Source organism: Pseudomonas sp. TJI-51 (assembly GCF_000190455.2).
Taxonomy (GTDB): domain Bacteria; phylum Pseudomonadota; class Gammaproteobacteria; order Pseudomonadales; family Pseudomonadaceae; genus Aquipseudomonas; species Aquipseudomonas juntendi.
The window spans coordinates 247-26565 of sequence record NZ_AEWE02000005.1 but is presented as its reverse complement, the minus strand read 5'-3'; the positions used below and the strand labels follow the sequence as shown (position 1 = coordinate 26565).

Below are 26319 nucleotides of genomic sequence, written 5' to 3'. Positions count from 1 at the left end.
ATAGAATCTCCCACAGGGATGTCACAGGGTTATACTGGCAGCACTTCCCTGACAGGTAACCCAATGTCCTCCCTCAGCCACGCCCTGCAGTCCTGCGACATGCTCCTGATCGACGGCCTGCACGCCTTCGAGTTCACCGCCGATACCACTGGCCTGCGCGTCGAGTGCATGGACGGCCGCCAACTGCGCCGCTGGTCGTTTACTCCCGAGCAGGTCGCGGCGGCGCCCGCCATGGGTGACGAGTGGCAACTGGACGATGCCAACGGCGCGCATCGGCTAGTCTGCATGAGTGCCTTTCGCGCCCCGGATGAAGCCCAAGATGAACCGCACCTGGACGACCCTGCTGACCGCTAGCCTGATGAGCCTGACTATCCCGAGCCACGCCGCGACCCTGCTGGTGGGCAGCTATACCGATGGTGCCAGCCAGGGTATCTACCGCTACCAGTTCGACGAACAACGGGGCCACATCGACCCTACCCCGCAGCAAGTGGTGAAAAGTGTCAGCCCGTCGTGGCTGGTGCTGTCGGCCGACCGCCGCCTGCTGTTCGCTGTCAATGAAACCCCGGGCGGCAATGCCAGCAGTTTCAGGGTCAGTGCAAAGGGCGACATCAAGCCGCTTAACCAGGTGGCCAGCCAAGGCGACGAGCCAACCCACGCCAGCCTCAGCCATGACCAGCGCTACCTGTTCGTGGCCAACTACGCGGTCAACCCTGACCCCGGCGGCAGCCTGGCAGTGATGCCGATAGCCAGGGACGGTCAGCTCAAGCCGGTCGTGCAGCAATTGCGACACCGGCCCAGTGGCGTCAACCGCGAGCGCCAGGCGGGGGGGCATGTGCATTCACTGGTGTCGTCACCCAATGGGCAATATCTGTACGCCAGCGACCTCGGCGCCGACAAGGTATTCATCTACCGCTACGACGGCGCCAGCCCGGACCAGCCGTTGAGCCCTGCCACGCCGCCGTCGGTGGCGTTGCCGCCAGGCAGCGGACCACGCCACCTGCTGTTCGATGCCACAGGGCAGCATGCCTACCTCACGTTGGAAATGAGCGGGGAAGTGGTGATGTTCAATGTGAGCGGTGCGGACCTGCGCGTGGGCCAGCGCCTGGCACTGACCGAAGCCTCGGCGTCGACGGCCAAGGCGGCGGGCGGGTTGCACCTGTCGGCCGACGGGCACTTCCTGTACGTGAGCAACCGCGGTACAGCGAATGAAATCGTGGTGTTCGCGGTTGAGGGCGACGGCCAGCTGACGTTTGTGCAGCGCCGCGCCGTGGAAGGCGACCACCCCCGCGAGTTTGCCCTGGACCCCAGCAACCGCTTCCTGCTGGTGGCGAACCAGAAGAGCAACCAGATCGTGGTCATGCGCCGTGACGCCAAGACTGGCAAGCTGGGCGAGACGGTGCAGGTCCTGGCCCAGGACGCACCCTCGGACTTGAAGTTCATCGACTGATATCAACACCAGGCCTTGTAGGAGCGGCCTTGTGTCGCGAAAGGGTCGCGCAGCGGCCCCGGGTTCTTGCGTTACCGCCGACATTGCCGGGGCCGCGCTGCGACCCTTTCGCGACACAAGGCCGCTCCTACAGGGAGCCGGGTGAAGCTACCTGGCCATGATCGAGCGGAACAGGTCTGATGCCAACCACCCCTCTAGCCAGCTCCGCAGCCGCGGATAAGCGGCCTCGGCGAACCACTGCGGTTCCACCCCGGCAAACTGGCGCATCAGGGGCAGCAAGGCGGCGTCGGCGATGCTCGGCTGGTCAGCCAACAGGTACGGCCGGCTCTCCAGCAACCCTTCGAGCTCCGCCAGCCAGGCCTCGGCCTGCTGGCGGTAGTAGGCGCGAGGGTGCTGCGGGTAGCGCTCGGCATACTTGTACAGGTTCACCTGCGCCTTGAACGTGCTGTCATTACGCGCGATCAGGGCATGCGCCTGCTGCGCCGCCGCGGGATTCGCGCGCAGTTGCCAATCCTGCGGGTCGTTCTGCGCCAGCGCCCAGCGCATGATATCCAGGCTCTCTTCCAGCACCTGGCTGCCGGTGTCCAGCACCGGCACCGTGCCCTTGGGGGACAAGGCCAGCAGTTCTGCCGGCTTGTTCTTCAGCGCCACTTCGCACACCTCGACCTCACAGCCGGCATAGCGCAGGGCCAGGCGCGCGCGCATGGCCCAGGGGCAGCGACGGAACGAGTACAGGATCACCCGCACACCTGCACTTCGCTCAGGCCATTGCCTTGGCGGCGCACCTGAATTTGCACCGGGATGCGCTCGTGCATTTCCTGCACGTGGGAAATCACTGCCACCTTGCGCCCCTGGGCCTGCAAGCCGTCAAGGGCATCCATGGCCAGCTGCAGCGACTCGGGGTCCAGGCTGCCGAAACCTTCGTCGATGAACAGCGATTCGATGCGCAGGGTGCTGGAAGCCATCGAGGCCAGGCCAAGGGCCAACGCCAGCGACACCAGGAAGGTTTCGCCGCCGGACAGCGAGTGCACCGAGCGCAGCTCGTCGCCCATTTCGGTGTCCAGGACCAACAGGCCCAGGGCACTGCCGCCCCGCTTGAGGCGGTAGCGGCGGGCCAGTTGGCGCAGTTGGCTGTTGGCATGGTGCAACAGCAGGTCAAGGTTGTAACCCTGGGCGATCTTGCGGAACACATCGCCCGAGGCCGAGCCGATCAGAGCATTCAGGCGGGCCCAGCGCTGCCACTGCTGGCGGGCTTGCTCAATCTCGGCTGCCAGTGCCTGATGCGCCTGCTGGCGACGCTGGTCATCGGCCTGCTGCGCCCGCAGTTCGGCGCATTGCTGCTCGTGGCTGGCCATGCGCTCGCGCAGTTCCAGCAGAGCTTGCTCGAGGGCTTCGGCCGGGGTGTCCACGGTCATGTCGGCCACGTGCTGTTGCAGGCGCTGTTCGCGTTCCTGCAGCAACACGCGGCTTTGTTCGATGGCTTTTTCCGCGCCTTGCAAGCGCTGGCGCAATGCTGTGACCTGCGCATCCTCCATGGCCAGCAGGCGATCCAGCCCGGCGTCATCCAGCTCCGGGTGCTGGCTGCGCCACTGCGCGATCTGGCCCTGCAACTGCTGGCATTCGGCAACCAGCGCCTGTTGCTGCTGGCCGTCGGCCTTCAGCTCGCTGGCCAGTTGCACGGCTTGCGTGCGCAGTTCCTGCAGGCGCTGGGCGGTGTCGGCGTCCAGGGCGCGGGCTTGGTCCAGCGCGGCGTCCATGTGCTGTTGCCAGGCTTCGGCAGTGGCGTGTTCACCGAGCAGTTCGCCGAGGGCGGCCTGGGCCTGCTGGCGCTGCTCGTCCAGGGCGGCAAGTTGCTGCTGCAACTGCTGCAGGCCTTGCACGCGGGCCTGGTGCTGGTCGCGCAGCTTGTCGAGTTGCGTCTGCCGGGCCTGCTGTTCTTCCAGTTCGTCCTTGCGCTGTTCCAGTTGCTGCAAGCGCTGGACGATCTGCTGGTCCAGGGCCAGGAAGGCATTGGCCGGGTCTTCGTCGAGTGCCTTCAGGGCTTGTTCGGGCAGCACACCGGCCAAGTCGTGCAAGCCTTGCTGCAACTGCTGCTCGTCGTTGGCCAGGGCCTGGTGCTGTTGTTCGAGGTGGCGCTGGGCCTGCTGTTGAGCGTCTTGGGCGGCCTGCAGTTGCTGGTTGAGGCGGGCAGCATCGCGTTGCAGCGTGAGCAGCGCGCTCTGGCGTTTCTCGTCCTGCGCAATTTCCGCCTCCAGGCGCTGCAGCTGGCTGGCCAGCCAGGTGCTACGGGCCTTGTCATCCTGCGGGGCCAGGGCCGGCCACAGGCTGTGCGCCTGAACTTGCGCCACCAGCGGTTGCAACTGATCGCCCAGTTGCTGCTGTTGTTGCTGGAAGTCCTTGAGCTGGGCGTTGACCACGCCCAGCTGGGTGCGCAGCTCTACCAGCTTGGCGTTGAGGGTGTCGACCTGTTGCTGCGCGGCAGCTTCTTCAGCCTGGTCATGGCGGCCCAGGCTGTGCAGCAGTGCGTCAGGCTGGTGGAACGGGTGTTCGGCACTGCCGCAGACTGGGCAAGGTTCGCCATCGCGCAATTGGTCGCGCAGTGCCTCCACGCTGGTGGTGCGCGCCAGGCGTTGCCGCTCCAGCAACTGGCGGGTGAGGTTGAGCGCCTGTTCGGCCGCCTCCAGCTCGGCCTTCGCCGCGGTGCCCTCGCTGATCAACTGCTGGCGTTGCTGCATGGCCTGTTGCTGGCGTTCACGAACGCTGTCCAGTTGCTGGCGCAGTTCCAGTTCGCGGCCGTGCAGGCGCGACATTTCTTCAACGGCGCGCTGCTGCTTGCGGTTGTCCTGCAGCATGCCACCGAGCAGGTCGATCTGCTCGGCCAGGGCCTGGGGTTCGGCCTTGGCTTCGCGGAACAGCAGCTCGTAGGCATCGCGCTCGGCCTGCAGCTGCACATTGGCCTGGCTGGCCTGGGCCTGCAGGCCGGGCAGCTCTTCGCGGCCCTTGGCCAGGCGGCCGCCAATCAGCATCACCTGTTTGAGTTGCGGCAGGTAGGCGTGCCACGCACTGGCCAGGCCTGCCAGGTGCTCGCTGTCGGCAAGGGCACTGTCGATCTGCGCCAATTGCTGCAGGCTGCGCTGCTGGTTGGCCTCCAGCTGTTGCAACTGCTGCTGGCCATCGGCGACGTGTTGTTCAGCCTGTTGGCTGCTGCTGCGTTGCGCGGCCAGCGCTTCGTCCAGGCGCGCTAGGTTGTCCTGGGCGGCGAAGGCCTGGCGCAGGCGTGGGGCATTCTCGCCGTGTTGCGCCTGGCTGTCGGCGAGCGCCTGGCGTGCGGCGTTCAGTGCTTGCTCCAGGGTATTTGCGCGTGCCTGGAGTTCGTCCTGCTGCTGTTGCTGCTGCGCAATTCTTGCCGCCAGTGGGGCCAGTTGTGCGTTCAGCGCCTGCTGGCGGTGGAACTGGTGGCGCTGAGGTGCCAGGCGCTCCAGGCGCAGCAGGTCCAGGCGCGGTTCGGCCAACTGCTGCCAGTCCTGCTCGGCGGCCTGCAGCGCGCGGGCCGCCTCGGCGTGCTGGGCTTGCAGCCGGTTTTGCTCGTGCAGCCAGTTGCGTTGCTGTTCCAGCTGGCGCTCACCGGCCTGGTCAGCCTTCAGGTGCTGCTGCGCCTGCTCCAGTTGCTGGTCGAGCTGGGCGCGGGCTTCGGCGTCCATCGGCAGCAGGTGGCTGGCGCGCGCGAGCAGGTCGTTGTGCACCTCACCGGCCTCGCGGGCCTTGCTGAACGCGCGCTGGCCCAAGCGGGTGTAGATGGCGGTGTTGGTCAGTTTTTCCAGCAGCTCGCTGCGCTCTCTGTCGTCGGCCTTGAGAAACGCGCCAAACTCGCTCTGGGCCAGCATCACCGCGCGGGTGAACTGCTCGAAGTTCAGGCCCAGGCGGGCTTCGACCAACTGTTTGTATTCGTTCTTGCCGCTGGCCAGGACCTGCTCGCTGTCCAGGTCGTAAAAGCTCTGGCGGCTGTGCTGCAACTTGCCGTTGGCCTTGTCGCGGGCGCGGTTGGATTCCCAGCGGGCACGGTAGCGGCGGCCGTCGACGCCGACGAAATCGACTTCGGCAAAGCCGCTGCCGGTGCCACGGCGTAGCAGGTTGCGCGGGTCGGATGTGGGGATGTCGCCGTCGGCATCCGGCACCTTGGCTTCCCGACCGATGTCATTGAGCCGCGGAACGGTGCCGAACAGGGCCAGGCACAGGGCGTCGAGCAGGGTACTCTTGCCGGCGCCGGTGGGCCCGGTAATGGCGAACAGGCCGGCGCTGGCCAGGGGCTCGGCAGTGAAGTCGATGTCGACGGGGCCGGCCAGCGATGCCAGGTTCTTCAGGCGGATGGCAAGAATCTTCATGGCTGCTCCTCATCCTGCTGCAAGTCCTGCAACAGCAGGGCAAAGTCGGCCAGCGCCTGCTCGTCGACAGCGCTGCCGTAGGTTTGCTCCCAGGCCCGGCTGAACAGGTCTTGCGGGGTCATCTGGGCCAGTTCGACAAAGGCCAGGTCATCCTCTTCGGTACTGTTGCGCCCAGCATACTCGGCACTGATGCGCACCAGCCGCACTGCCTTGCCCGCCAGCGCGATCTCGATCTGCTGGCGCAGGTCCGGTTGCGGCTCGTCGAGAATGACCCGCACCTCCAGCCAGGGTTGGCGATTGGGGTCTTCCAGCAGGTCGATTACCGGCAGGTCTGCCATTTGCTGTAACAGCTCACCCAGCGGTGCCGGGCCGATGCGTTGCAGGGCCACGGCGCGCGGTACCGGGCGCGGCTCGACGCTGACCAGGCCGCTGCCGTCCAGTTCCACCTCCAGCACCTGGTGCGGGTAGTTGATTTCGGCGAACGACAGTGGGATCGGTGAGCCGCTGTAGCGGATGCGTTCTTCGCGGTTGACCTTCTGTGGTTTGTGCAGGTGGCCGAGGGCGACATAGCTGATGGCCTTGTCGAACAGCTTGGCCGGCAGCGCCTCGGCGTTGCCGATGATCAGGCTGCGCTCGGAGTCTTCCGACACTGCGCCCCCGGCCATGTGCGCATGGCTGATGGCAATCAGCGCCTGGTCTTTCTTGCGTTTTTGCAGTGCTGCGGCGATCAGTTGCTGGTGCACCTGGGTGATGCCTTGCAGGTAGTCGTCGCCCAGGTGGGGGCCGGTGACTTCGGCCGGCCGCAGGAACGGCAGCGCCAGGCACCAGGCTGCGACCTTGCCACGGCCATTGGTCAGCGGAATCAGCAGCCGCTCGGCATCCAGTTGGCCCTCGTCCAGCCAGTGCACACGGCCCAGGGCGTGGGTGCGCAGGCAGCGCATGAGTGCGGCAGGCAGCTCGATGCGCGAGCCGGAATCGTGGTTGCCGGCGATCATCACGATGTCCAGCTTGGGCTGCTGCTCATGCGCCTGGACGATGAAGTCGTACAGACGCTCCTGGGCTTTGACCGGGGGGTTGACCGTGTCGAAGATATCGCCGGCGATCAGCAGCGCATCCGGCTGGCGCAGGCGAAGCTGGCCGAGCAGCCAGTCGAGGAAGCAGGCGTGTTCGAAATCGCGTTCCTGGCCGTGCAGGCTTTGGCCCAGGTGCCAGTCGGAGGTATGAAACAGACGCATGGATGACCTGTGGTGTCGAGTCGAGCAAGCCAGAGGGCTTGGCTTTGGGGATGGGCGTTGCGCGAGGGCGGTATGGTAACCCAAGCAGGGGGGTGGGGGGCAGGGCGGGGAATGGGGGGAGGGCTGGCACCGGCTGCGCCGGTGTTCGCGGGCGCGCCCGCTCCTACAGGCACCGCGCAAAGCTCAGGCATACGTTGTTCCTGTGGGAGCGGGCATGCCCGCGAAGAGGCCCTGGCAGGCAGCCGGCTACTTGGGATAAAGCGGCGGCAAGCTGCCGTTCTCCCCAGCCGGCAACAACACCTGCTCGGCCGGCGGTATCGTGCCGATCGCCCGCCACAAATCCTCACCCTGCCAATACTGCCCACTCTCGCTGTACAACGCGCCATTCAACCCATCCAGCGCATCCGACAACGGCACGAAGCGCGCCGCCATCTCGGCCAGGGTCTCCGGTTGCTGCCGGGCCCAGGCGTCCAGCGCCTGGCGGGTGGCCTGGGGGTCGTTCGCCAGGCAAGCGCGCTTGAGGTCATCCAGCAAGGTGCGCGGGCTCGGCCCGTTCTGCGCCGCACGCAGCACCGCCGGTTGCGAGCGGGCGCGCCACCACAGGGCGAAGCCCAGTACGGTGGAAAGGGCGAACAGCAGAGTCGCCAATTGCCAAGGCCACAGCGCGCTGCTGGCGCTGCTGTTATCGCCCACCGGGCTGTCGGCACTCAATGCCGGGTTGTCTTGCACGTTCAGCGTACGCGCCGGCAGGCTGCTGTGCTCCAGGTGATCTTCACGGGTGTTCCACCACGCCACTTCCAGCGCCGGCAGGGCCAACGTGCCGGCATGTGTGGGCACCAGTGCTTCGCGTTCCTCGCGGTTGGCGGTCATGCCGCGTTCGTTGATTTCGTTGCGCAGCAGCGGCTGGTCGGGGTAGCGGCGCAGGCCGGTGATCTCGGTGGCGGGTAACGGCGGCAACTGGGTGCTGGAAAGGCCTTCGGCGCGCAAGGTGATGTTGCGCGTCAGCGAGTCGCCAATCTGTACCTGCTGGTTGCCGGGGTCGGGGTTCCAGTGCTCTTCCAGTGTCAGGCTACGCGCCGGCAACCACGGCACACCCGCAGGCCAGGCGGCGGGAATCGGGCGTACCGCCAGCCGCAGCGGCAGCGAGCTGACCTGTACCTGGTGCCCGGCACGGGCCGTGCCATTGGCTTGCGGGGTTTCGTCGCTGCTGGCTGCGGCGGTGGCGCTGAACGTCAGTGGCGGGATCTCGAGCGTGCCACTTTGCTGGGGGTACACGGCATAGCGGGTTTCGATCACGCCGTGGCGCACGCCATTGATTTCCTTTTCATAGGTGCGCGATTCGCCGAGCGGTTCGACCTTGGCGCCTTCCAGCTGCAGCGGGCTCAGGCTGCTGTCGTCATAGAGCGCCACCGAGTGATAGATGCGCAAGGTGAGCACAGCCTGCGCCTGCACGTAGACGTCGGGGCTGTCGAGGGTGGCCTCGATGAACACCTGTGAAGTGTCCTGGCGGCTGGCATCGGCCTGCAGCACTTGCAGGTCGATGGCCTGACTGCGTGACTGACCCAGCTGCAGCTCGGGGATACGCAGGCTGCCGCTGCGCCGCGGCAGCAAGGTGATGATCCAGCGGGTGCTGGCGCGGGTTTCACCGTCGAGGGTATGCAGGCTGTTCAGCTGGCGCGTGCCGCGCACCTCGAAGTCGCCTTCCAGGGCGCGCAGGTCGGGCTTGCCGAACTGGGTGACGTCCTGGCTTTCCAGGGTCAGTTCCAGGCTTTCGCCAGCCTGCAGGCGGGTGCGGTCGACGCTGGCCTGCAGCAGGGGTTCAGCCTGGGCCAGGGTGGCCCACAGCAGGGAGAGGAGCAAGACGCCGAAGCGACTCATCGTGGGGTTTCCTGTTGCAGTTGCTGTTCGTACCAGAATTTGCGCCGCAGCAGCTCCGCCGGGTTATCGGGGATCTCCCGCAGCCATTGTTCCAGGGCTTGGCGCTGTTCGGCGTCGAGGCTGGTCGACACCGGGCGCTGGGGCGGCTGGATGACGCCCTCATCGGCACCCGGCTGGTTACCCGGTGCGCCCTGGCTGTTGCTGCTGCTTTCGCCTGGCTGCTCGGCGCTGGCTTGTTCATCACCGCTGGGGGTGCCCTGGGCGGCGCTGCTGGCCGAACTGCTGTTGCCTTCGGTGTCGCTGCCGGGCGTGCCTTGGGCATCGTTACCGGGCGGTTGTTCCTCGGCCTTGGCCTGGCGCTGTTGCAGCAGCTGTTGCACCAATGCCTGGTTGTCCAGTGCCACTTGCAGATCGGGTTGGCGCTCCAGCGCCTGCTCGTAGGCGTCCAGGGCCGCTTCCAGCTCACCGGCACGGGCCAGTGCATTGCCTCGATTGTAGTGGTCGGCGGCCGTGTCGCCTTGGGAAAATGCCTCGGCCGCACCCGCGTAGTCGCCCGCCTGGTACAGCGCCAGGCCGCGCCACTGCGTGTCCTGGAAGTGCCGAGCCGCGCTGGCTGGGCGGTTCAGCTCGAGCAGGCGTTGGCCTTGCTGGTCGGGGCGCAGCCACAGGTCATCGAGCTCGAAAGCCTGGCTGGGCTGGGGCAGGGCCAGCAGCAACGGCAGGCAGAACAGCCAACCGCGCCGGCCGGCACACGCGGCCAGCAGCAGCAGCGGAATCAGCAACCAGTAGCCCTGGTCGGCCCAGCTGTCCAGCTGCAGGGTCTGGCCGTCGTTGCGCCCGGCCCGCGGCTGGTCGAACAGGCCCAGGCCGCGCAGGTCCAGGTCGTCGATACGCGCATGCCGGTAGCGCCCGCCGGTGCCGTTGATGAAACCCTTGAGGCTGGCGTTGTCCAGGCGGGGCACCAGAATGCCGCCTTGGTCATCCTTGAGGTATTCGCCATTGGCCTGGCGCACCGGGGCACCGTCACGGCTACCGATACCCAGCATCAGCAGGCTTGGGCCCTGCCGGCCAAGGGCCTGGGCGATGCCCTGGCGCTCCGGGGCGCTGAGCGACGACCCGATCAGCAGCAGGCGGCCCTGGCCGAGCCCGCTCTGGGCCAGCAGGGCCAGGCCCTTCTGCACGGCCAGGTCGGCGCGCTGGCCGGGCTTGGGCATGATCGACGGGTCGATGGCCTCCAGCAGGTTGCGCGTGGTGGCCAGGTCATCGGACAGCGGCACCAGGGTGTGTGCGGAGCCGGCATAGACCACCAGCGCCGTCTGGCTGTCGCGGCGGTGCTCCAGCAGGTCGAGGATTTTGCGCCGGGCCTGTTCCAGGCGATTGGGCGGGCTGTCCTCGGCGAGCATCTGCGGGGTCAGCTCCAGCAATATCACCAGCGGGTCGGCCGGGCGCTGGCGGTTTTCTTCCACCCGCTGCCAACTGGGCCCGAGCAGGGCCAGGATCACCAATAGCCAGGCCAACCCCAGCGCCACCCACGGCAGTTTGCTGGTGTTGCCGTTGCCGCCGCCCAGCAGCACAGCGTGGAATGCCGGCGGCAGGATCAGCTGCCAGCGCCCGGCGCGTTTGCGCCGATGCCACAGCTTGTACAGCAGCCAGCCAAGCAAGGGCACGGCCAGCAGCCACAGCGGGCGCAACCATTGCGGCCACAGGTCGATCATCGCCGCCTCCTCAAGCGCAAGCGCTTCAGGCGTTGGCGCCATTCCGGGTGTGGCTGCAAGAAGCGCGGCTTGCGCAGCAGGCGCTGCATCAGGTTGTCGGGCCATTGCACGGCCACCACCAGCAGCACGCTCAGCAGCAGCGCCAGGGCCAACGGCCAGGCGTACAGGGCTTGGGCGGTGCGGGCCTGGGTCGGTTGCTGGGCCACCGGTTCGAGTTGGTCGAGGGTGTCGCCAATAGCGTCCAGTTCGGCACCGTCATGCGCGCGGAAGTAGGCACCGTGGGTGATTTCGCCGATTTCCCTGAGTGCGGCTTCGTCCAGGTCCAGGCTCGGGTTGAGGCCGAGCAGGCCTGGGGTGCCACTGGCTTCGGGGTTCGCGCCAATGCCGATGGTGTAGATGCGCACGCCTTCCTGGGCTGCCAGGCGGGCTGCCGTCAGCGGGTGGATCTGCCCGCCATTGTTGGCACCGTCGGTAATCAGTACCAGTACCCGGCTTTGCGCCGGGCGCTGGCGCAGGCGTTTCACCGCCAGGCCAATGGCGTCGCCGATGGCCGTATTCTTGCCGGCGATGCCGATTTGCGCTTCGTCGAGGAAGGTGCGCACGGTACGCCGGTCGAACGTGAGCGGGGCCTGCAGGTAGGCCTGGCTGCCGAACAGGATCAGGCCCACGCGATCGCCTTCACGGTCCTGCAGGAAGTCGCCGAGCAGGGCCTTGACCAGGTCGAGGCGGCTGATGTCTTCGTTTTTCCACTGCATGTCCGGGAAGTCCATCGACCCGGACACGTCCACCGCCACCAGCAGGTCGCGGCCGCTGGCCGCCACTGGCACCGGGTCACCGAGCCATTGCGGGCGCGCGGCAGCGCACAGCAGCAACAGCCAGATGACCACGAATGGCCCTTGCTGGCGCCAGGTGGGCAGGTTCAGCCGCGCGCGCCGCCCGGCCAGGCCTTCCAGTTCGTTGAGGAAGCCAACCTTGAGTACCGGTTCGCCGCTGTCGGCGGCGGGCAGCAGCAGGCGCGCCAGCCACGGCAGCGGCAACAGGGCAAAGACCCACGGCCAGGCCAGTTCAAACATGCTTGCGGATCCAGGTTTCGACGGCTTGGCTCAGCCCGGCGATGGCCTTGTCGTCGAGTTTGCACTCGGGTTTATAGGCGCCTTCGACCAGCACCATCCAGCGTGTGAGGCCGGCTGCGGGGCAGCGGTTGTCGAGAAATGCCAGCCACTGGCGGCCGTTGAGGGTATGGCTGTTGGCGCCCGGGTAGTGGCTGCGGCACAGGCGCTTGAGCAGGGCGTTGATCTGTTGCAGCCAGGCGCCGGCGGGGGCGCCGTCGTAGGGGCGTGGCAGGCGTGCCAGCTCGGCCAGCGCTTCTACCCGCACCGGGTCCAGCGGTTGCTCGGCGCGTACGACACGGCGCTTGCGCGGGCGCCAGTGCCGCAGCCGCCACAGGCCCCAGCCCAGCACTGGCAGGATGACCAGCAATGCCCACCAGCCGGGTGCTGGCGGCCACAGGCCGATGGGCGCCGGTTCGATCAGCGGTTGCAACTGATCGAGCGGGTTCATGACGCGCTCCGCGGGCGCTGTGCGCTCAGGTATTCGCGCAATTGCTCGATCATTTCACTTTGCGTGCTCAGCGGCATCAGCAGCACCCGCAGCTTTTGCGCCAGCAGCTCCCAGCGCTCGATGCGGGCTTCGGCCTGCTGGCGGTAGGCCTGGCGCAGGTTGGCGTCGAGGGTGTCGAGCTCCAGCTGCGCGCTGCGTTGGGCAAAACGCAGCAGGCCAGCGGCCGGCAGGGCATGGTCGAGTGGGTCGGACACCGGCAGCAGCAGCAGGTCGCAATGCCGGGACAGCATGGCCAGGTGCTGCTCCACCTGAGCGCTGAGCGAACGCTCGTCGCAGATCACGATGGCCAGGCTGCCCGGGCGCAGCACTTCGCGGGCGCGGCGCAGGGCCAGGCCAAGGCTGTCGGCCCCGGCAACCGCCTCGGTGTGCAGCGCCTGGTTGACCTTGGCCATGCGGTTGAGCAACTGCAGCAGGCTCTGTTTGCTGCGCCGGGGCTTGATTTCGTGGTGCTCGTTGTCGCCGAACACCAGGCCGCCGATGCGGTCGTTATGGGCCAGCGCGGCCCAGCCGAACAAGGCGGCGGCCTGGGCCGCGAGCACCGACTTGAACATCAGGCCCGAGCCGAAGAACAGCCGCTGGCTCTGCTCGACCAGGATGAAGATAGGCCGTTCGCGTTCTTCGTGGAACAGCTTGGTGTGGGGCTCCTGGGTGCGTGCGGTCACCCGCCAGTCGATGTTGCGCACGTCGTCGCCGGCCTGGTACACGCGCACCTGGTCGAAGTCCACACCGCGCCCGCGCAGCTTGGAATGGTGCAGGCCGACCAGCGGGCTGCGTTGGCCGGGCTTGGAAAACAGCTGGATTTCGCGCACGCGGTGGCGCATGTCGATCAGCTCGGCGAGGCCGATGCGGATGCCAGGTTCGGCCAGGTGCGCATTGGGCATGGGGTCAGGCAACGGCGACGACGTCGAGGATGCGCTGGACCACGCGGTCCTGGTCGATCCCCGCGGCCTCGGCTTCGAAGGAGAGGATGATGCGGTGGCGCAGTACGTCGAACAGCACCGCCTGGATGTCTTCGGGGCTGACGAAGTCGCGCCCGGCCAGCCAGGCGTGGGCACGTGCGCAGCGGTCCAGCGAAATGGAACCGCGCGGGCTGGCGCCGTAGGCGATCCAGTCGGCCAGCTCGGTATCGAATTTGGCCGGGGTGCGGGTGGCCATGACCAGCTGCACCAGGTACTCCTCGACGGCATCGGCCATGTACAGGTTGAGGATTTCCTTGCGCGCGGCAAAGATCGCCTGCTGGCTGACCCGCCGTTCGGGTTTCACTTCGCCGCCCAGCGCTTCGCCGCGGGCCTGTGCCAGGATACGCCGCTCGACCGCGGCGTCCGGGAAGCCGATTTTCACGTGCATCAGGAAGCGGTCGAGCTGGGCTTCGGGCAGCGGGTAGGTGCCTTCCTGCTCGATCGGGTTCTGCGTGGCCATGACCAGGAACAGGGGCGACAGGTCGTAGGTGCTGCGGCCCACACTGACCTGGCGCTCGGCCATGGCCTCGAGCAGTGCCGACTGGACCTTGGCCGGTGCACGGTTGATTTCGTCGGCCAGCACCAGGTTATGGAAGATCGGCCCCTGCTGGAACACGAAACTGCCGGTTTCCGGGCGGTAGATTTCCGTGCCGGTGATGTCGGCCGGAAGCAGGTCGGGGGTGAACTGGATGCGGTGGAACTGCGCTTCGATGCCCTCGGCCAACTCCTTGATGGCCTTGGTCTTGGCCAGCCCGGGCGCCCCTTCGACCAACATGTGGCCGTCTGCCAGCAGCACGATCAACAGCCGCTCGACCAGTTTCTCCTGGCCTAGGATCTGGGTTGAAAGAAAGGTGCGCAGCGCGATCAGCGCTTCACGGTGTTCCATCGGCGACGGTTCCTGGTAGGGGGCCGGAGGCGGCTGACGGCAGCTGCCCTGGCAAGGGCTGATACTTTAATCCATCCGGGGGGGCGGCGACTAATGGCACGGGGTTAAATTTATCGCTGCAGCGGGCCTGGGTATGGAAAACTCTCACGAAGGCTTGGCGATTGCCTGATGTTGCCTGACGGCGTACTGGCGCCTGCTTGTGCTTTTGGGTCAAGCACAAGGCACGAAGATGGTAGCGAGCAACGGCGGTACGCCGACCCCTCGACGGGTAACCCTGCGTTTTGGGGTGTTCTTCGATGGCACCGGTAACAATCAGCACAACGCCACGGCATTGGCGGGGCACGGCGGCAGTTATGCCAATGCGCTGAGCAACGTAGCCCTGCTGCATGCGTTGTACCCGGCGCAAGCGGCCGATGGCGAGGCGCGCCAGGTCTTTTTCAAATGCTACATGGAAGGCATCGGCACCTTGGCCGGTGAAACCGACCCGGTGTATGCCTCTGCCACCGGGCGTGGCCGCACGGGCGTGGAAGCCCGGGTGGCCGAGGCGTTGCAGGCGATTGCCGGGCAACTGCAGGGTTGGTGCCAGGCGCACCCGCAGTGGGTGCCGGCACGCCTGGAGTTCGACTTGTTCGGCTTCAGCCGTGGCGCGGCGGCGGTACGCCACCTGGCCAACCTGTTGCACGACGGTGCCGGGGGATTGTTGCCGGTGGCGTGTGACATCGCGATCAACTTCATGGGCTTGTTCGACACGGTGGCCGCGATCATCGCGCCGTTGCAGGGCGACTTCGACCCCGCCGATGAGCGCCACGGTGGCTTGCGCCTGGGCCTGGAGGCGGGTATTGCCCGGCAGGTGGTACAACTGGTCGCGCGGGATGAGCGGCGGCATAACTTCCCGCTGGTGAGCAGTGGGCACGACATAGTGCTGCCGGGTGTGCACTCGAATATCGGTGGCGGCTACCCGGAAACCACATGGGAACAGGTGCTGTTGTGCAAACCGCAATCCCAGCGCGTGCCGGTGGCGACCCCTGCCGGGCAGTGCCGCGTGCATGCCGTGATGCAGGGCCTGCTGGCGACGGATTTTGCCGACATGGGGGAACCCCGGCCACGGGTGATCACCTGGGAGGAGCCGATCGCTGGCGGCCACCCGCGTGAAGCAGAGAAGCAAGTCTACGCAGCGGTAGCCCGCGAGCGGGAGGTGGCCGGGCACCTGTCGCGTGTCTACCTGAGCGTGATGCGCGAGCTGGCGGTACGGGCTGGTGTGCCGTTTGCGCCGTTGGGCGGCCAGGCGGAGCACCGTTTGCCTGCTGAATTGCAGGTGATCAGCGCAAAATTGCATGGCTTCGCCTTGGGCGAAACCGGGCAATTGGCGCTGAGCGAGCAAGAGCAGCGCTTATTGCGCGACAAGTATGTGCACGCTTCGGCGAACTGGAACGCGCTGAAAGGGTTGCGTAACAGCGTGCTGGATGTGTTGTTTGTCAACCGGCCAGGGGGGGCGGGGCGGGTGGTGCATGGGAACCCGGTGGGGTGAATGTGTCTGGGGTGGCAGGGGTTCGCCACCCCATTCATTCATCGCTGCGCGTTCCTGCGTTTTCGAGCCATATACCCCTCCTGCGCCACGGTCAGCATCACCGTCAGCACCATGAACGCTACCGAAGCAACGAAAATGCCGTTTGGCAGCCCCCGGTCGAGCATCCAGCCGAACGCCACTGGCCCGACGGCGCCGCCGATGTTGAACCCGGTCGAGACCAGCCCGAAGGTCTTGCCTTCGGCACCCTTGGGCGCGGCCGCTTTTACCAGCATATCCCGCGACGGGGCGATCATTCCGGTCAGCAGGCCGATGCTGCCCAGTACCACCACCAATGCCCATTCGCGCAGCACACCCAAGGCCACCACGGCGGTCAGCACAGCGGCCAGGGCGAAAGCCAGCGCCGCCACCAGGCCATGCCGGCGGGTACGGTCGGCCAGGGCACCGCCACACAGCACCCCTGCGGCGCTGCAGAGCAAGAAGGCGGTAAGCGCGGTATTGGCCCAGGCCAAGGTCAGGCCTTGGCCTTGCACCAGTGCGGCAACGGAGAATTTCTCGATGGCACTGGTGCTCAGGTTGAGCAATATGAACAGCACTGTCAGCACGCCGATCATGGGGGTGAACAAGCGCACTCGTACGTTTGCCGGCGGCGCGCCGGCATTGCCCGGGTTGCCCATCTCCGTTACCCGGTACACCCCGCTGCCTGGCAGCGATATCAATAGCAGCGCAGCAGCGCCGAACACTGCGCCCGTCGCCAGGGCTGCCCGTGTGCCCAACACGGCAGCGATACCGAGGAATATTGCCGGGGTTACCGCCGAGCCCAGGAAGCCGGCGAAGGTATGAATGGAGAATGACCGCCCCAGCCGGTCTGGCTCGATACCCTTGGCCAGCAGCGCATAGTCGGCCGGGTGGTACACCCCATTGGCCAGGCCGGCCAGCGCCATGCTCACCAGCAACACCGCATGGCCGGGGCTGGCGGCCAGCAGCAGGAAACTGAGGCTGCCCAGCAGCAGCCCGGCCTTGAGCACCTTGCGCGCGCCAAAGTGGTCGACGGCGTGACCCAGTGGGGCCTGCACCAGGGCAGAGACGATATTGAACACCGCCAAGGCCACGCCGAGTTCGACGTAACCGACCCCCAGTAGGGAGGGCAGCACTGGCAGCAGTGCCGGGATCAGCATGATGTGCACATGGCTGACGAAATGTACGGCGGCAACCTGGGTCAGCAGCTTGGGGGCAGCAACGTAGCGCATGTCGGGACCTGTAGACAGCGTGCGCGCCTGGCGCACGGCAAGGGGATGGAATGCCCGCTTGGCGGGTGTCGCTGCGCAGCACCCGAAGGCGGCCATGCAAACGCCGGCAGCGATCCCGCCACCCAGCGCGTTGCCTGTTGCGCGGGTAACCCGCGCTTACAGGGCTGCGCTGTCGAGGGTCAGGCAGCCAGTTCGGTCAGCAGGTTTTTCAGATAGTCGCTGCCTTGCGCATCCAGCGCCTGCAACGGCAGGCGGGGCGCGCCGACATCCTGGCCCAGCAGCTTCAGGCCGGCCTTGATGGTGGTGGGCAGGCCGCGGCGGGTGATGTATTCCAGCAGTTCGTACTGGCGGTAGAACAGCGTGCGGGCTTCGGCCAGTTGGCCTTGCTGCACGGCGTCCCACAATGCCAGGTTCAATGCCGGGATCAGGTTGGGCGCGGCGGTGCACCAGCCGCTCGCGCCTGCCACCAGGGCCTCCAGGGTCAGCGGGTTGCAACCGTTGTAGAACGCCACCTGGCCCTTGCTGGCCTGGAACAGGCGGTGCATGCGCTGAATGTCACCGGTGCTTTCCTTGACCATGGTCACATTCGGCACCTCGGCGAGGATGCGCAGGATCAGTTCCACCGACAGGTCGGTGCCGCTGGTGCCCGGGTTGTTGTAAAGCATGATCGGGATGTCGATGGCGGCGCCGACGGCCTTGTAGTGGGCCACCACTTCGGCTTCGGTGAGTTTCCAGTACGAAACGGGCAGCACCATGACCGCCGTGGCCCCGCATGCCTGCGCCAGGCGCGCACGCTCCACGGTGCGTGCGGTGGTCAGGTCGGAGACGCTGACCACGCTGGGTACGCGCCCGGCGATGCGCGCCTGGCTGAAGCGCACCACGCTTTCCCATTCGCTGTCGCTCAGGTAGGCGCCTTCGCCGGTGCTGCCCAGCGGCGCGATGGCGTGCACGCCGTGCTTGATCAATTGGTCGATGGACGTGCCCAAAGCCTCCAGGTCGAGTGTGCCGTCTGCCGAGAAGGGAGTGATGGTGTAGCCGATGACGCCGCGAATTACAGGTGTAGACATGACCAGGCACCTTTGCCGTTGTTGAGGGAAGAGTACAGCTTCGAGTCAGGCCAGGCAGTCGCCGTGGGCCCGCAAGGCACGCCGCGCGTAATAGCTGAACGCGGCGCCATGACGCTTAGGGGTGGAGATCCAGTCGTGGGCTTCCTTGCCCAGGGCTTCGGGGATGGGGCGGATGTCACCGGCCCCCATGGCCAGCAGCTGCATCCTGGCGGCCCGCTCGAACAGCAGGGCAAGCACGCAGGCTTCTTCGATCGAGCCGCCAGCGATCAGCAGGCCATGGTGTGAAAGCAGGATCGCGCGCTTGTCGCCGATGGCCGCCGCGATGATTTCGCCTTCTTCATTGCCTACCGGCACACCAGGCCAGTCCTTGAGGAAGGCGCAATCGTCGAACAGCGGGCACAGGTCCATGTGCGAGATGGCCAGCGGTACCTCCAGCATCGACAGGGCGGCGCTGTGCAGCGGGTGGGTGTGGATGATGCAGTTGACGTCAGGCCGGGCGCGGTAGAGCCAGCTGTGGAAACGGTTGGCCGGGTTGGCCATGCCACGGCCTTGCAGCACGGTCAGGTCTTCGTCCACCACCAGCAGGTTGGAGGCGGCGATTTCGTCGAAGCCCAGGCCCAGTTGCTGGGTGTAATAGGTGCCAGGCTCTTGGGCGCGGGCGGTGATCTGCCCGGCCAGCCCCGAGTCGTGGCCGCCGTCGAACAGGATGCGGCAGGTGAGGGCCAGCTTTTGCCGGGTACTGTAGGTGTTGTCGGCCAGGGCCGTCAGCATCTGCTGCTGGGCGTGCTTGACCAGTTGGTCCTTGGGGGCGTGCATGGTGGTCGTCATAGGCGGTACCTGCAGGAAAGGGCGGTGAATTGCTGAGCGACACAGGGAGGTCGCCAGGACACACGGCGATCATAATGACACCTTGTGTCATTATCAAGCAGGGAATGACACAATTAGCCTGCAGTGGGGCTCCAGAGGTGGCGGGCCGGGCGGCAAGGAGGTGCGCGAGGGGGCGTTGGCAAAGCGCGCGGCGCAGGCGCTTACACCGGCCGGGCCGGTGTTCGCAGCTGGCGCCGCGGCAAAAAGGCGCGCGTTACGCGCCTATGCAGCGCGAAGCGGGCAGCGGGGCCGGGTGCGCGTGCTGGTATTGCCGGAAGGCCTCGGCAATGGCATTGATCAGCGGCGCGTCGCTGAGCGGGTTCAAGGCCGGGAAGCGCTTGCCGTTGCAGATGCCCTGGTAGGTCAGCACAGCCTCGACGCTGTGATCATGGTCCAGGTACACCTGCCTGATCGCCTGGGCGTCCAGGTTCTTCGCATCGTCGCAGCGCAGGGCGTGGTGAATGGCCAATGCCGCGCCAAAGGCCAGGGCCGGGGTGTCGATGCCGTGCCTGCCGGCCAGCTCGATGCTGCTGAGGATACGTTCATTGCGCTGCAGTTTGCGCAGCGGGTCGCGGCCGACGCGGGCGCACGGGTCCTTGAACGAGGTTTTGCAGCGCGCCAGAAAGGCGTCGGCGAACCGGCTGATCACCTCGCTCATTTGCGGGTACTCCGCTTCCAGGGCGGGCGCCACTTCCTGGCGTATCAGCCGCTCGGCCAGGGCATTGACGCGGGCGTCGCCCATGCCCTGGCCCACCCAGGCATGGCCCAGCAGGCTGGCGTACCAGGCAATGATCGCGTGCGGGCCGTTCCACAGGCGGTTCTTGATGACCTGGATCTGGGCAATGTCCGGCACCGTGTGCACTTGGCGCAGGCGTTCGAGCAGGTCGCTGCCGCGCTCGACATACAACGGCATGTCGGCTTCGCTGTTGAACAGCACCAGGTGCAGTTGACTCATGGCGCTGCTGGGCTGCGCAAAGGGCCTGAAATGCCCGAGCAATCGCTCGTATTCAGCCGGCGGCGCCGAGGCACTGCGGGGTGCGGCAGGCTCTTCTTCCAGGCTGTTGCGAAACATCTGCGACTTGATCCGCAATTGCCGCACCAGCGCATCGTTGCTCAGCTTGGAAACGATGCGGCTGACTACCGTTTCCGCGAAATGGGTCTTGAGCATTACCTGCTCGCAGATTGCCGGCGGGCACAATGTCGCCAGCTCGGCTTGCACATGCCGGCGCACGAACGCGCCGCCACCCACCTTGTTCAGCACGATCAGCAACGTCAGCTCGCGGCCGCGGCGCTCGAAGCGCTGCAGCAGGCCTTGGGCAATTACCCTGGCCTGGTTGCGAATGGCCTGTTCAGGCAGGCTCAGGCCGATGATCTCGGCGTCGTTGTACATGGCGATCACCGCCTGTTCGTCGTCCAGGTCGATCATGCGCACATTGTCGATGGTCTGGTCGAACGAGGTGCTGCCATAGCGCACGCTGTAGCTGCCGAAGGCACTCACGCTCTCGCGCAGCATGCGTGAGCGGGTAGCGGCGATGATTTCGCAGGGCCGGGTGTAGCCGTCCCAATGGGAAAACACCTGGGTCAGGTAGCCGCCGCCGATGGCGCCAAAGCCATGAATACCGACACGGAACTGGTTCAACGACGCCGGGAAGGGTTCGCTGAGCGCGGGCATGCCCAGCTCGGGCACGCATGCATTCAGGTCGGCAAGGAACTCCGGCATGCTGTGGTAAGCCTTGAGTGCGCCGGCCTTGATGTCGGCGGCAGGTGGCTTGATGTCTTCGATCAGAATCGCCTGGCCCTCGGCACGCATGGCCGACAGCATGCCGTTTTCCGAATCCTCGACCATGAAGCACTGCGCTGGCGTGCAGTTGAGTGCGCGGGCGGCCTTCAGGAAAATCTCCGGGTGGGGTTTGCCCTGGCTGACTTCATCGCCACACACCGTGATGTCGAAGTACTTCAGCACATTGGCGTTGATCAGGTATTCCTCGGCGATGGCGCGGCGGCTGGAGGTGGCCACGGCCATGGTCAAGCCGGCCTTGCGCAGGCGCTCCAGCACCTCCAGCAGGCCGGGCTTGATCGGCACACCGTGATTGCGCACGTACTCCAGCTCCAGTTCATCGGCGCGCTGGCGGATGGCGGCATAGGGGAAGTCTTCGCCGTTATGCGCCTTGGCCAAGGCTTCGGCTTTTTTCGCGCTCAGGCCCAGAGAGCCGAGCAGTGTGTGCTCGCCCAGCGGTTTGCCGAAGATTTCCAGCGACGCTTGCTTGAGGGTCTTGAAGCGCAGGCGTTCGGTGTCGAAGAGGGTGCCATCCATATCGAAGATAGCGCTGAAGATGCGTTTGCCGTGAAAGAAAAGCATGGGTTGTTGCCCCTTGTCGGTGGGTCGGACATCCCGCCTGCAACAGGCGAGCATGGCGTGCGAGCTGCAGCAATGGCAGTCAGGTAGGGGGCACGCGGTCGACAGGAGGGCGCTGGGGGGTAACGCAGATGTAGGGGGGGATGGAGCGGGGGGTACACAGCAGGTTGGCGAACCTGGAAGCGAGGCGGGCGGCACGTTTGGCCTTGAGGTCACGCCCACTGGCTGCAGTCGGTTTTGCAGGCAGTGGGCGCAAATAGCGATGGATACGTGTGATTCCGAGCATGAGGTACTGTGAGTCCTTTTTCGACTTTGGTAATCCTTTTTCAGCCTTGCACGTATGCGCCGCGACATGCAAGGCTTGGCCTTTCGCTCGTCTTGCACAACCAGGTGAACCGCCATGACCCAAGCTACCGACCAGGCCTTCTACGACCGTGCCGATGCGCACATAGAACTGGCCAACCAGCAGATCGACAGGGTCGAGGACCTGGGCAAGGTTAGCGCCTCGCTGACCTTCGGTGCCGCGCGCTTCAGCGCCTGGATGAGCGCCCGCAGTTTCAAGAGCGGCGCCGAACTGGGCGCTGCGCGGGACGAGATCCTGAAATACTTCTGCGAGCAGTACCGGATGATGCTCGAAGATAACCTGGACGAGCATATCAAGCATTTTGACCAGTACATGTTGGGCAAGAATGACTAACACCGCAGGTCGCTCGCCCCAGCCTCTTCAGCGCTCTCTGGCCAACAACTGCCAGCCCTGATGCGATCCCTGTGGGAGCGGGCAAGCCCGCGAAGAAGCCAGCGCGCTGCATGGCACAGGCTGAGCCGGTGTTCGCGGGCCCGCTCACACAGGTATTGCACCTTTGTCTTGCCTACAATATCGCCAGCCGGTAATGGCGTGGGCCGGACGCCATGTCCGGCCCTGAACCGCCTGTTGCGCCTTGGGTCAACGGCGCAGCAGGCGAGAAATCACCAGTGTGACGGCGGCGGTGATGGCCAGTGCGGCGATAGGCTTTTCCTTGACGAACGAAGTCACCGTGTCCACGGCATCACCATAGGTCTTGGTCACCTGGCCTGCCGCCTGACGCGCATCGCCTTCGGCTTCCAGCGCCGGGTCTTCGACCAGCCGGCCTACAGCGCTCTGCGCCTTGCCTGCAAGGTTCTCGGCAACACCTTCGATCTGTTCGCGTTTCATGATGGCTATATTCCTTCCTGTAAGCGGCTTTGGGTTGATAGCACAGGGTTAGGGAGGTGAAGGGCGGCAATGGTTCCAACTACTCATCACCTTCAAGCCACACGCCCCTGCAAGGAATCGCACGTGGCGTGAGTGGACGAGGCTAGCGCGCCTTCTTTTCCAGAATCCGCGCGCCGCTCCCTTCCTTGGCCAGCACATCCCCGGGGTTGCGCAGGGGGCAGTCCTGCAGTGACAGGCAGCCGCAGCCAATACAGTTGTCGAGGCTGTCGCGCAGCGCCTCCAGAGTACGGATGCGTGCATTCAGGTCTTCGCGCCAGGCGCTCGACATTTCGCCCCACTGCGCCGCGGTCAGCTTGCTGTTGGGCGCATAGCGGCTCAATGCCTGGCGGATTTCCTCCAGTGCGATACCGGTGCGCTGTGCCACCTTGATGATCGCCAGGGTGCGCAGTACCAGCGAAGGGTAGCGGCGCTGGTTGCCCGCCGTACGAACGCTGGCGATCAGCCCCTTGGCTTCATAAAAGTGCAGCGCTGACACTGCCACACCGCTGCGCTTGGCGACTTCGCCCACTGTAAGCATCCGCGTGTTGTCTGCTGCCATGCCTGTCGACCTTGCCTTGGGTTGAGCGCTGTAAGGGCGCCTTGAATTGTGAAACGGCTTACCCCGCTGCGCGATCCCGGCGCAACTGGGTAACCAGGGTAAAACGGTCATGCGGGTGGATCGTCTCGGCCACGGCCATCAGGTCGCCGTTCTCTTCGCGGTAGTGGCGAATGATCTGCAACCCCGCCGAACCCACCTGCGCCTTCAGCGCGAGGGCCAGCTCGGCCGTCAGCGCTACCGCCCGTACTTGCTGGTCGATCACCGCGATCGCGCGGCCGTAATGCTGCTCGATCAGCCTGGCAATCGGCTGTTCGGGCTGCTCGCGGGCGCGTTCGATGACTTCGCCGTAGTCCCGCTGTGCATAGACCTGGGTGCAGCATAGCGGCGGCGCAGCCTGCGCCACGGCGATGCTCGACAGGCAAAAGTAGTGCTCACCCGGCACCAGCCCCAGCCGTGCCGCCTGGCCCAGGTCGGCAACGAAGTGCTGCACATCGCGGATCTGCCAGCGCTGATCTGGCGCCAGCTGTGCCAGGTCGGCGACGCTGGCCAGCGACTGCGTGTAGCCCCCGCGGGGGCTCCTGGCCTCGACCCGGGTGCCGACGCGCTTGCGTCGCGATACCAGCCCCTGGCCGAGCAACTGGTCGATCGCGGCACGTACCGTGTGCCGGCTCACACCGTAAAGGTCGCACAGCTCGTGCTCGGTTGGCAGCAGGCTGCCCACCGGATACCGGCCATTGGCAATGCCTGCCATCAAGTCCTTGGCCACAGTGGCATAGCGCGTCGGGTTCATACCTGTGTTCTGTCTCGCACCTGTCGTCGGCCGAGAGTGTACCAGCGACGTGTGCCGGGTGGTCGGCGAGCAGGCTGCACCTGGCGGTGCAGCCCAGCATTTACGGGGCCCGCTGACGCTTTTCAGGTGTTCTGCCGGGCCCGCAACAGCATCGCTGCCAGGGCGCACCCGAGCAAGGCCAGGCACGCCAGGTAGAATGCGTCGCTGTAGGCCATCAGGTACGCTTCGCGGCGAATGGTTGCCGCCAACCCCTCCAGCGCCTGTTGCTGCTGCGGCAACCAGCTCTGCACCGTGTGGTTGATGCGTTCCTGCATGCCCGGCTCGAACACACTGACCTGCTCGTGGATGCGTTCGCTGTGGAAACGCTCGCGGGTGGCCACCAGCTGGGTCAACCCGGCCGTCCCTACCGCGCCCCCCAGGTTGCGTAGCATCGAGAACACGGCCGACGCCGACCCGGCTTCACGCTTGTCCAGCCCGGCCACCGCCAGCACCGACAACGCTACCATGATGAACGGCTGGCCGATGCCACGTACCACAGTGGACGGGATGATCACGTTGTCGGCACTGTCGGCGCTCAGGCTTGCCCCCAGCCAGCAACCCAGGGCCATGATCAGGAAACCGCTGGCGACCATGAACTTGGCGCTGGTCCAGCCCATCAGCCGCGGCATCATGGGCGCCAGCAGCAACTGCACCACGCCATAGGCGATCAGTGCTACACCCACGTCGTGGGCGCTGAAGCCCTGCAGTTGCGACAGGTAGTTGGGCACCAGGAACACCAGGCCGAAGGTTGCCGCGCCGAAGATGAACATGGCCACACTGGCGACGCCGAAGTTGTAACGCCCCAGCAAGCGCAAATTGATGAAGGCGCGCTGGCCGCGCAGTTGGGTAACCACGAACACCACCAGGGCAATTCCGGCGATCGCGCTCATGCCAACGATGAACGATGAGCCGAACCAGTCCAGCCTGCCGCCTTCTTCCAGCACGATCTGCAAGCCACCCAGGCCGATCACCATGGCCGCGATGCCCAGCCAGTCGCCTTTGCGCAGCAGCGCGAGTTGCATCGGCCTGGCGTCGATCGACCAGGCGATGGCGAACAGCAGGGCGATACCCGGGAACAGTTGCAGGTAGAAGATCCAGCGCCATGAATAGGCGTCGGTCAGCCAGCCGCCAATCGACGGCCCGGCCGCCTGTGCCACGCTGTTGGCCAGGCTGAACAGCGCCATGCCCATGGCCATCTTGCTGGCTGGCAGCTCGGTAATGATCAACTGGAACGACAGCGGGATCAGCACCGCGCCGGCCGCGCCCTGCACTACGCGCAGGGTGATCATCGTTTCCAGGTTGGGGGCCCACGAGCAGGCCACCGAGGCCAGCAGGAAGATCAGCGAGCCGGTCCACATCACCCGGCGCAGCGAAAACACTTCGACCAGCCACGCGGTCAGCGGGATCATGACGATTTCCGCCACCAGGTAGGCGGTGGAGATCCATGAGCCTTCCTCGAAGCTGGCGCCCAGCGAACCCCGGATTTCCGGCAGCGCGGCGCTGGTGACATGCACGTTCATGCCGGCCATGAAGCAGCCGAACAGGCCGCCGAGCACGGCGACCCAGGCGCGCAACGTGACGGGTTGCTCAGTGGCCATCGGCAACCTCGGCAGGACGGGTGTCGACGATGCTCACCACCGACATGCCCGGCAGCAGCTGCGGGCCTGCGGGCGCTGGGTCGAGCAGGATGCGCACCGGGAAGCGCTGGACGATCTTGGTGAAGTTGCCTGTGGCGTTGTCCGACGGCAGCAGGGCGAAGACATTGCCCGAGGCAGGGGAGAAACTGGCCACACGGCCGTGCAGTGGCTGGCCGGCAAAGCTGTCGACGCGGATTTCCACGGGTTGCCCGGGGCGCATGCGGGCCAGTTGCGTTTCCTTGTAGTTGGCGACCACGTAGGCCTGCTGTACCGGCACCACTGCCAGCAGCGGCTGGCCGGGCACCACGTACTGGCCAGCACGCACGCGGCGTTGGCCCACGATGCCAGCGAGCGGGGCGCGAATCACGGTGTCGTGCTGGTCCTGGCTGGCCAGTTGCCGGCGAGCCTGGGCGTGTGCCAAGGCGGCTGCGCGCTGTTGCAGTACGGCGTCGGCCTGGGTAGAGCGGGCCTTGGCCATGGCCAGTTGAGCGCGTTGTTCGCGCAGCGCGGCCTGGGCCCCTTGCAGCGCCGCTTGTGCCTGGGCCGCCTGGGCGTTGGCGCTTTCCAGGCGCTGCGCGGTGGCCGCTTGATCGCGTACCAGGCCGCGGTAGCGCTGCACGTCCAGGGCAGTGCGTTGGCGTTCGGCGGTGGCGCTGCGCACGGTCGCCTCAGCCTGCTGGATGGCGTGCTGGCGCTGGTTGATGCGCTCGGCCGCCAGCTGTTGGCCAGCCTGTGCGGCGGCCAGTGCTGCCTGGGCCTCGGCCACGCTGGCCTGGGCCTGCTCGACACGCGCGCGGTAGTCCTGGTCTTGCAGCCGTACCAGTACATCGCCGGCCTGGACTGGCTGGGGGGGGGCGCCGCCCCCCCCCGCCACCG

General features: G+C 66.2%; 22 protein-coding genes. 4 read left to right on the top strand and 18 right to left on the bottom strand.

Going from position 1 to position 26319, the window contains the following annotated elements:
* The first annotated feature begins 63 nt into the window (after window positions 1–63).
* Entirely contained in the window at window positions 64–354 is a 291-nt protein-coding gene (locus G1E_RS01125; protein WP_047149562.1) for a DUF5629 family protein, read from the top strand.
* Window positions 320–1447 (top strand): lactonase family protein, encoded by a 1128-nt coding sequence (locus tag G1E_RS01120; protein ID WP_009683739.1) that lies wholly within the window; start codon window positions 320–322, stop codon window positions 1445–1447. Before G1E_RS01125 ends, G1E_RS01120 begins: the two co-directional genes overlap by 35 nt.
* A 147-nt stretch (window positions 1448–1594) precedes the next feature.
* On the opposite strand, the gene G1E_RS01115 is transcribed toward G1E_RS01120, so the two are convergent.
* The 9 genes from G1E_RS01115 to G1E_RS01075 form a co-directional block, all read right to left on the bottom strand.
* Entirely contained in the window at window positions 1595–2188 is a 594-nt protein-coding gene (locus G1E_RS01115; RefSeq protein ID WP_009683738.1) for a glutathione S-transferase, read from the bottom strand.
* Window positions 2185–5829: an AAA family ATPase gene (locus tag G1E_RS01110; protein ID WP_009683737.1), complete on the bottom strand. Its 3645-nt coding sequence runs from the start codon at window positions 5827–5829 to the stop codon at window positions 2185–2187. Before G1E_RS01110 ends, G1E_RS01115 begins: the two co-directional genes overlap by 4 nt.
* The gene (locus G1E_RS01105; protein WP_047149561.1) at window positions 5826–7064 is read right to left on the bottom strand and encodes an exonuclease SbcCD subunit D C-terminal domain-containing protein; all 1239 of its coding nucleotides are present in this window, start codon (window positions 7062–7064) and stop codon (window positions 5826–5828) included. The genes G1E_RS01110 and G1E_RS01105 overlap by 4 nt, the downstream gene beginning before the upstream one ends.
* Before the next feature lie 246 nt (window positions 7065–7310).
* Complete coding sequence (locus G1E_RS01100) at window positions 7311–8942, bottom strand: BatD family protein (protein ID WP_047149560.1); 1632 nt, start codon at window positions 8940–8942, stop codon at window positions 7311–7313.
* Window positions 8939–10657 (bottom strand): tetratricopeptide repeat protein, encoded by a 1719-nt coding sequence (locus G1E_RS01095; protein WP_009683485.1) that lies wholly within the window; start codon window positions 10655–10657, stop codon window positions 8939–8941. Before G1E_RS01095 ends, G1E_RS01100 begins: the two co-directional genes overlap by 4 nt.
* Complete coding sequence (locus G1E_RS01090; protein WP_047149559.1) at window positions 10654–11730, bottom strand: VWA domain-containing protein; 1077 nt, start codon at window positions 11728–11730, stop codon at window positions 10654–10656. Before G1E_RS01090 ends, G1E_RS01095 begins: the two co-directional genes overlap by 4 nt.
* Window positions 11723–12217 (bottom strand): DUF4381 domain-containing protein, encoded by a 495-nt coding sequence (locus G1E_RS01085; protein WP_009683483.1) that lies wholly within the window; start codon window positions 12215–12217, stop codon window positions 11723–11725. Before G1E_RS01085 ends, G1E_RS01090 begins: the two co-directional genes overlap by 8 nt.
* Window positions 12214–13158 (bottom strand): DUF58 domain-containing protein, encoded by a 945-nt coding sequence (locus G1E_RS01080; protein ID WP_009683482.1) that lies wholly within the window; start codon window positions 13156–13158, stop codon window positions 12214–12216. Before G1E_RS01080 ends, G1E_RS01085 begins: the two co-directional genes overlap by 4 nt.
* Window positions 13159–13162: 4 nt before the next feature.
* Window positions 13163–14122 (bottom strand): MoxR family ATPase, encoded by a 960-nt coding sequence (locus G1E_RS01075; RefSeq protein WP_009683481.1) that lies wholly within the window; start codon window positions 14120–14122, stop codon window positions 13163–13165.
* A gap of 229 nt (window positions 14123–14351) precedes the next feature.
* On the opposite strand from G1E_RS01075, the gene G1E_RS01070 reads away from it, so the two are divergent.
* Entirely contained in the window at window positions 14352–15650 is a 1299-nt protein-coding gene (locus G1E_RS01070) for a DUF2235 domain-containing protein (protein WP_009683480.1), read from the top strand.
* 38 nt (window positions 15651–15688) lie between these two features.
* Here G1E_RS01070 and G1E_RS01065 read toward each other — a convergent pair whose 3' ends face one another.
* The 4 genes from G1E_RS01065 to mtlD all read right to left on the bottom strand — a co-directional run bounded on the left by G1E_RS01065 (window position 15689) and on the right by mtlD (window position 21190).
* Window positions 15689–16897 (bottom strand): MFS transporter, encoded by a 1209-nt coding sequence (locus tag G1E_RS01065; protein WP_009683479.1) that lies wholly within the window; start codon window positions 16895–16897, stop codon window positions 15689–15691.
* Window positions 16898–17076: 179 nt separating this feature from the next.
* On the bottom strand, window positions 17077–17964 hold the full coding sequence (locus G1E_RS01060) for a dihydrodipicolinate synthase family protein (RefSeq protein WP_047149558.1): 888 nt from the start codon (window positions 17962–17964) through the stop codon (window positions 17077–17079).
* A gap of 45 nt (window positions 17965–18009) precedes the next feature.
* Window positions 18010–18792 carry an aldolase gene (locus tag G1E_RS01055; protein WP_009683476.1) on the bottom strand — a complete coding sequence of 261 codons (783 nt, stop codon included), beginning with the start codon at window positions 18790–18792 and terminating at the stop codon, window positions 18010–18012.
* A 253-nt stretch (window positions 18793–19045) separates the two neighbouring features.
* Window positions 19046–21190, bottom strand: coding sequence for a bifunctional mannitol-1-phosphate dehydrogenase/phosphatase (mtlD, locus tag G1E_RS01050; RefSeq protein WP_009683475.1), 2145 nt, complete (start codon window positions 21188–21190; stop codon window positions 19046–19048).
* 397 nt (window positions 21191–21587) lie between these two features.
* On the opposite strand from mtlD, the gene G1E_RS01040 reads away from it, so the two are divergent.
* A complete protein-coding gene (locus G1E_RS01040; protein ID WP_009683473.1) occupies window positions 21588–21884 on the top strand; it encodes a DUF3144 domain-containing protein in 297 nt (98 codons plus the stop codon).
* Between the two features lie 246 nt (window positions 21885–22130).
* On the opposite strand, the gene G1E_RS01035 is transcribed toward G1E_RS01040, so the two are convergent.
* The 5 genes from G1E_RS01035 to G1E_RS01015 form a co-directional block, all read right to left on the bottom strand.
* The gene (locus tag G1E_RS01035) at window positions 22131–22379 is read right to left on the bottom strand and encodes a CsbD family protein (RefSeq protein WP_009683472.1); all 249 of its coding nucleotides are present in this window, start codon (window positions 22377–22379) and stop codon (window positions 22131–22133) included.
* A 142-nt stretch (window positions 22380–22521) separates the two neighbouring features.
* Entirely contained in the window at window positions 22522–22977 is a 456-nt protein-coding gene (gene soxR, locus G1E_RS01030) for a redox-sensitive transcriptional activator SoxR (protein WP_029886682.1), read from the bottom strand.
* Between the two features lie 58 nt (window positions 22978–23035).
* Window positions 23036–23767 (bottom strand): GntR family transcriptional regulator, encoded by a 732-nt coding sequence (locus G1E_RS01025; protein WP_009683470.1) that lies wholly within the window; start codon window positions 23765–23767, stop codon window positions 23036–23038.
* Window positions 23768–23889: 122 nt separating this feature from the next.
* Complete coding sequence (locus G1E_RS01020) at window positions 23890–25404, bottom strand: DHA2 family efflux MFS transporter permease subunit (protein WP_009683469.1); 1515 nt, start codon at window positions 25402–25404, stop codon at window positions 23890–23892.
* Window positions 25394–26319, bottom strand: a 926-nt coding sequence (locus G1E_RS01015; protein WP_047149568.1) for an HlyD family secretion protein, incomplete at its 5' end; no start/stop codon positions are given. The genes G1E_RS01015 and G1E_RS01020, both read right to left, overlap by 11 nt.

Bases quoted from the DNA above. Each gene is read 5' to 3' on its own strand.
- G1E_RS01125 (WP_047149562.1), top strand. From the start codon at position 64: ATGTCCTCCCTCAGCCACGCCCTGCAGTCCTGCGACATGCTCCTGATC.
- G1E_RS01120 (WP_009683739.1), top strand. From the start codon at position 320: ATGAACCGCACCTGGACGACCCTGCTGACCGCTAGCCTGATGAGCCTG.
- G1E_RS01110 (WP_009683737.1), bottom strand. From the start codon at position 5,829: ATGAAGATTCTTGCCATCCGCCTGAAGAACCTGGCATCGCTGGCCGGC.
- G1E_RS01105 (WP_047149561.1), bottom strand. From the start codon at position 7,064: ATGCGTCTGTTTCATACCTCCGACTGGCACCTGGGCCAAAGCCTGCAC.
- G1E_RS01100 (WP_047149560.1), bottom strand. From the start codon at position 8,942: ATGAGTCGCTTCGGCGTCTTGCTCCTCTCCCTGCTGTGGGCCACCCTG.
- G1E_RS01095 (WP_009683485.1), bottom strand. From the start codon at position 10,657: ATGATCGACCTGTGGCCGCAATGGTTGCGCCCGCTGTGGCTGCTGGCC.
- G1E_RS01090 (WP_047149559.1), bottom strand. From the start codon at position 11,730: ATGTTTGAACTGGCCTGGCCGTGGGTCTTTGCCCTGTTGCCGCTGCCG.
- G1E_RS01085 (WP_009683483.1), bottom strand. From the start codon at position 12,217: ATGAACCCGCTCGATCAGTTGCAACCGCTGATCGAACCGGCGCCCATC.
- G1E_RS01080 (WP_009683482.1), bottom strand. From the start codon at position 13,158: ATGCCCAATGCGCACCTGGCCGAACCTGGCATCCGCATCGGCCTCGCC.
- G1E_RS01075 (WP_009683481.1), bottom strand. From the start codon at position 14,122: ATGGAACACCGTGAAGCGCTGATCGCGCTGCGCACCTTTCTTTCAACC.
- G1E_RS01070 (WP_009683480.1), top strand. From the start codon at position 14,352: ATGGTAGCGAGCAACGGCGGTACGCCGACCCCTCGACGGGTAACCCTG.
- G1E_RS01065 (WP_009683479.1), bottom strand. From the start codon at position 16,897: ATGCGCTACGTTGCTGCCCCCAAGCTGCTGACCCAGGTTGCCGCCGTA.
- G1E_RS01060 (WP_047149558.1), bottom strand. From the start codon at position 17,964: ATGTCTACACCTGTAATTCGCGGCGTCATCGGCTACACCATCACTCCC.
- G1E_RS01055 (WP_009683476.1), bottom strand. From the start codon at position 18,792: ATGACGACCACCATGCACGCCCCCAAGGACCAACTGGTCAAGCACGCC.
- mtlD (WP_009683475.1), bottom strand. From the start codon at position 21,190: ATGCTTTTCTTTCACGGCAAACGCATCTTCAGCGCTATCTTCGATATG.
- G1E_RS01040 (WP_009683473.1), top strand. From the start codon at position 21,588: ATGACCCAAGCTACCGACCAGGCCTTCTACGACCGTGCCGATGCGCAC.
- G1E_RS01035 (WP_009683472.1), bottom strand. From the start codon at position 22,379: ATGAAACGCGAACAGATCGAAGGTGTTGCCGAGAACCTTGCAGGCAAG.
- soxR (WP_029886682.1), bottom strand. From the start codon at position 22,977: ATGGCAGCAGACAACACGCGGATGCTTACAGTGGGCGAAGTCGCCAAG.
- G1E_RS01025 (WP_009683470.1), bottom strand. From the start codon at position 23,767: ATGAACCCGACGCGCTATGCCACTGTGGCCAAGGACTTGATGGCAGGC.
- G1E_RS01020 (WP_009683469.1), bottom strand. From the start codon at position 25,404: ATGGCCACTGAGCAACCCGTCACGTTGCGCGCCTGGGTCGCCGTGCTC.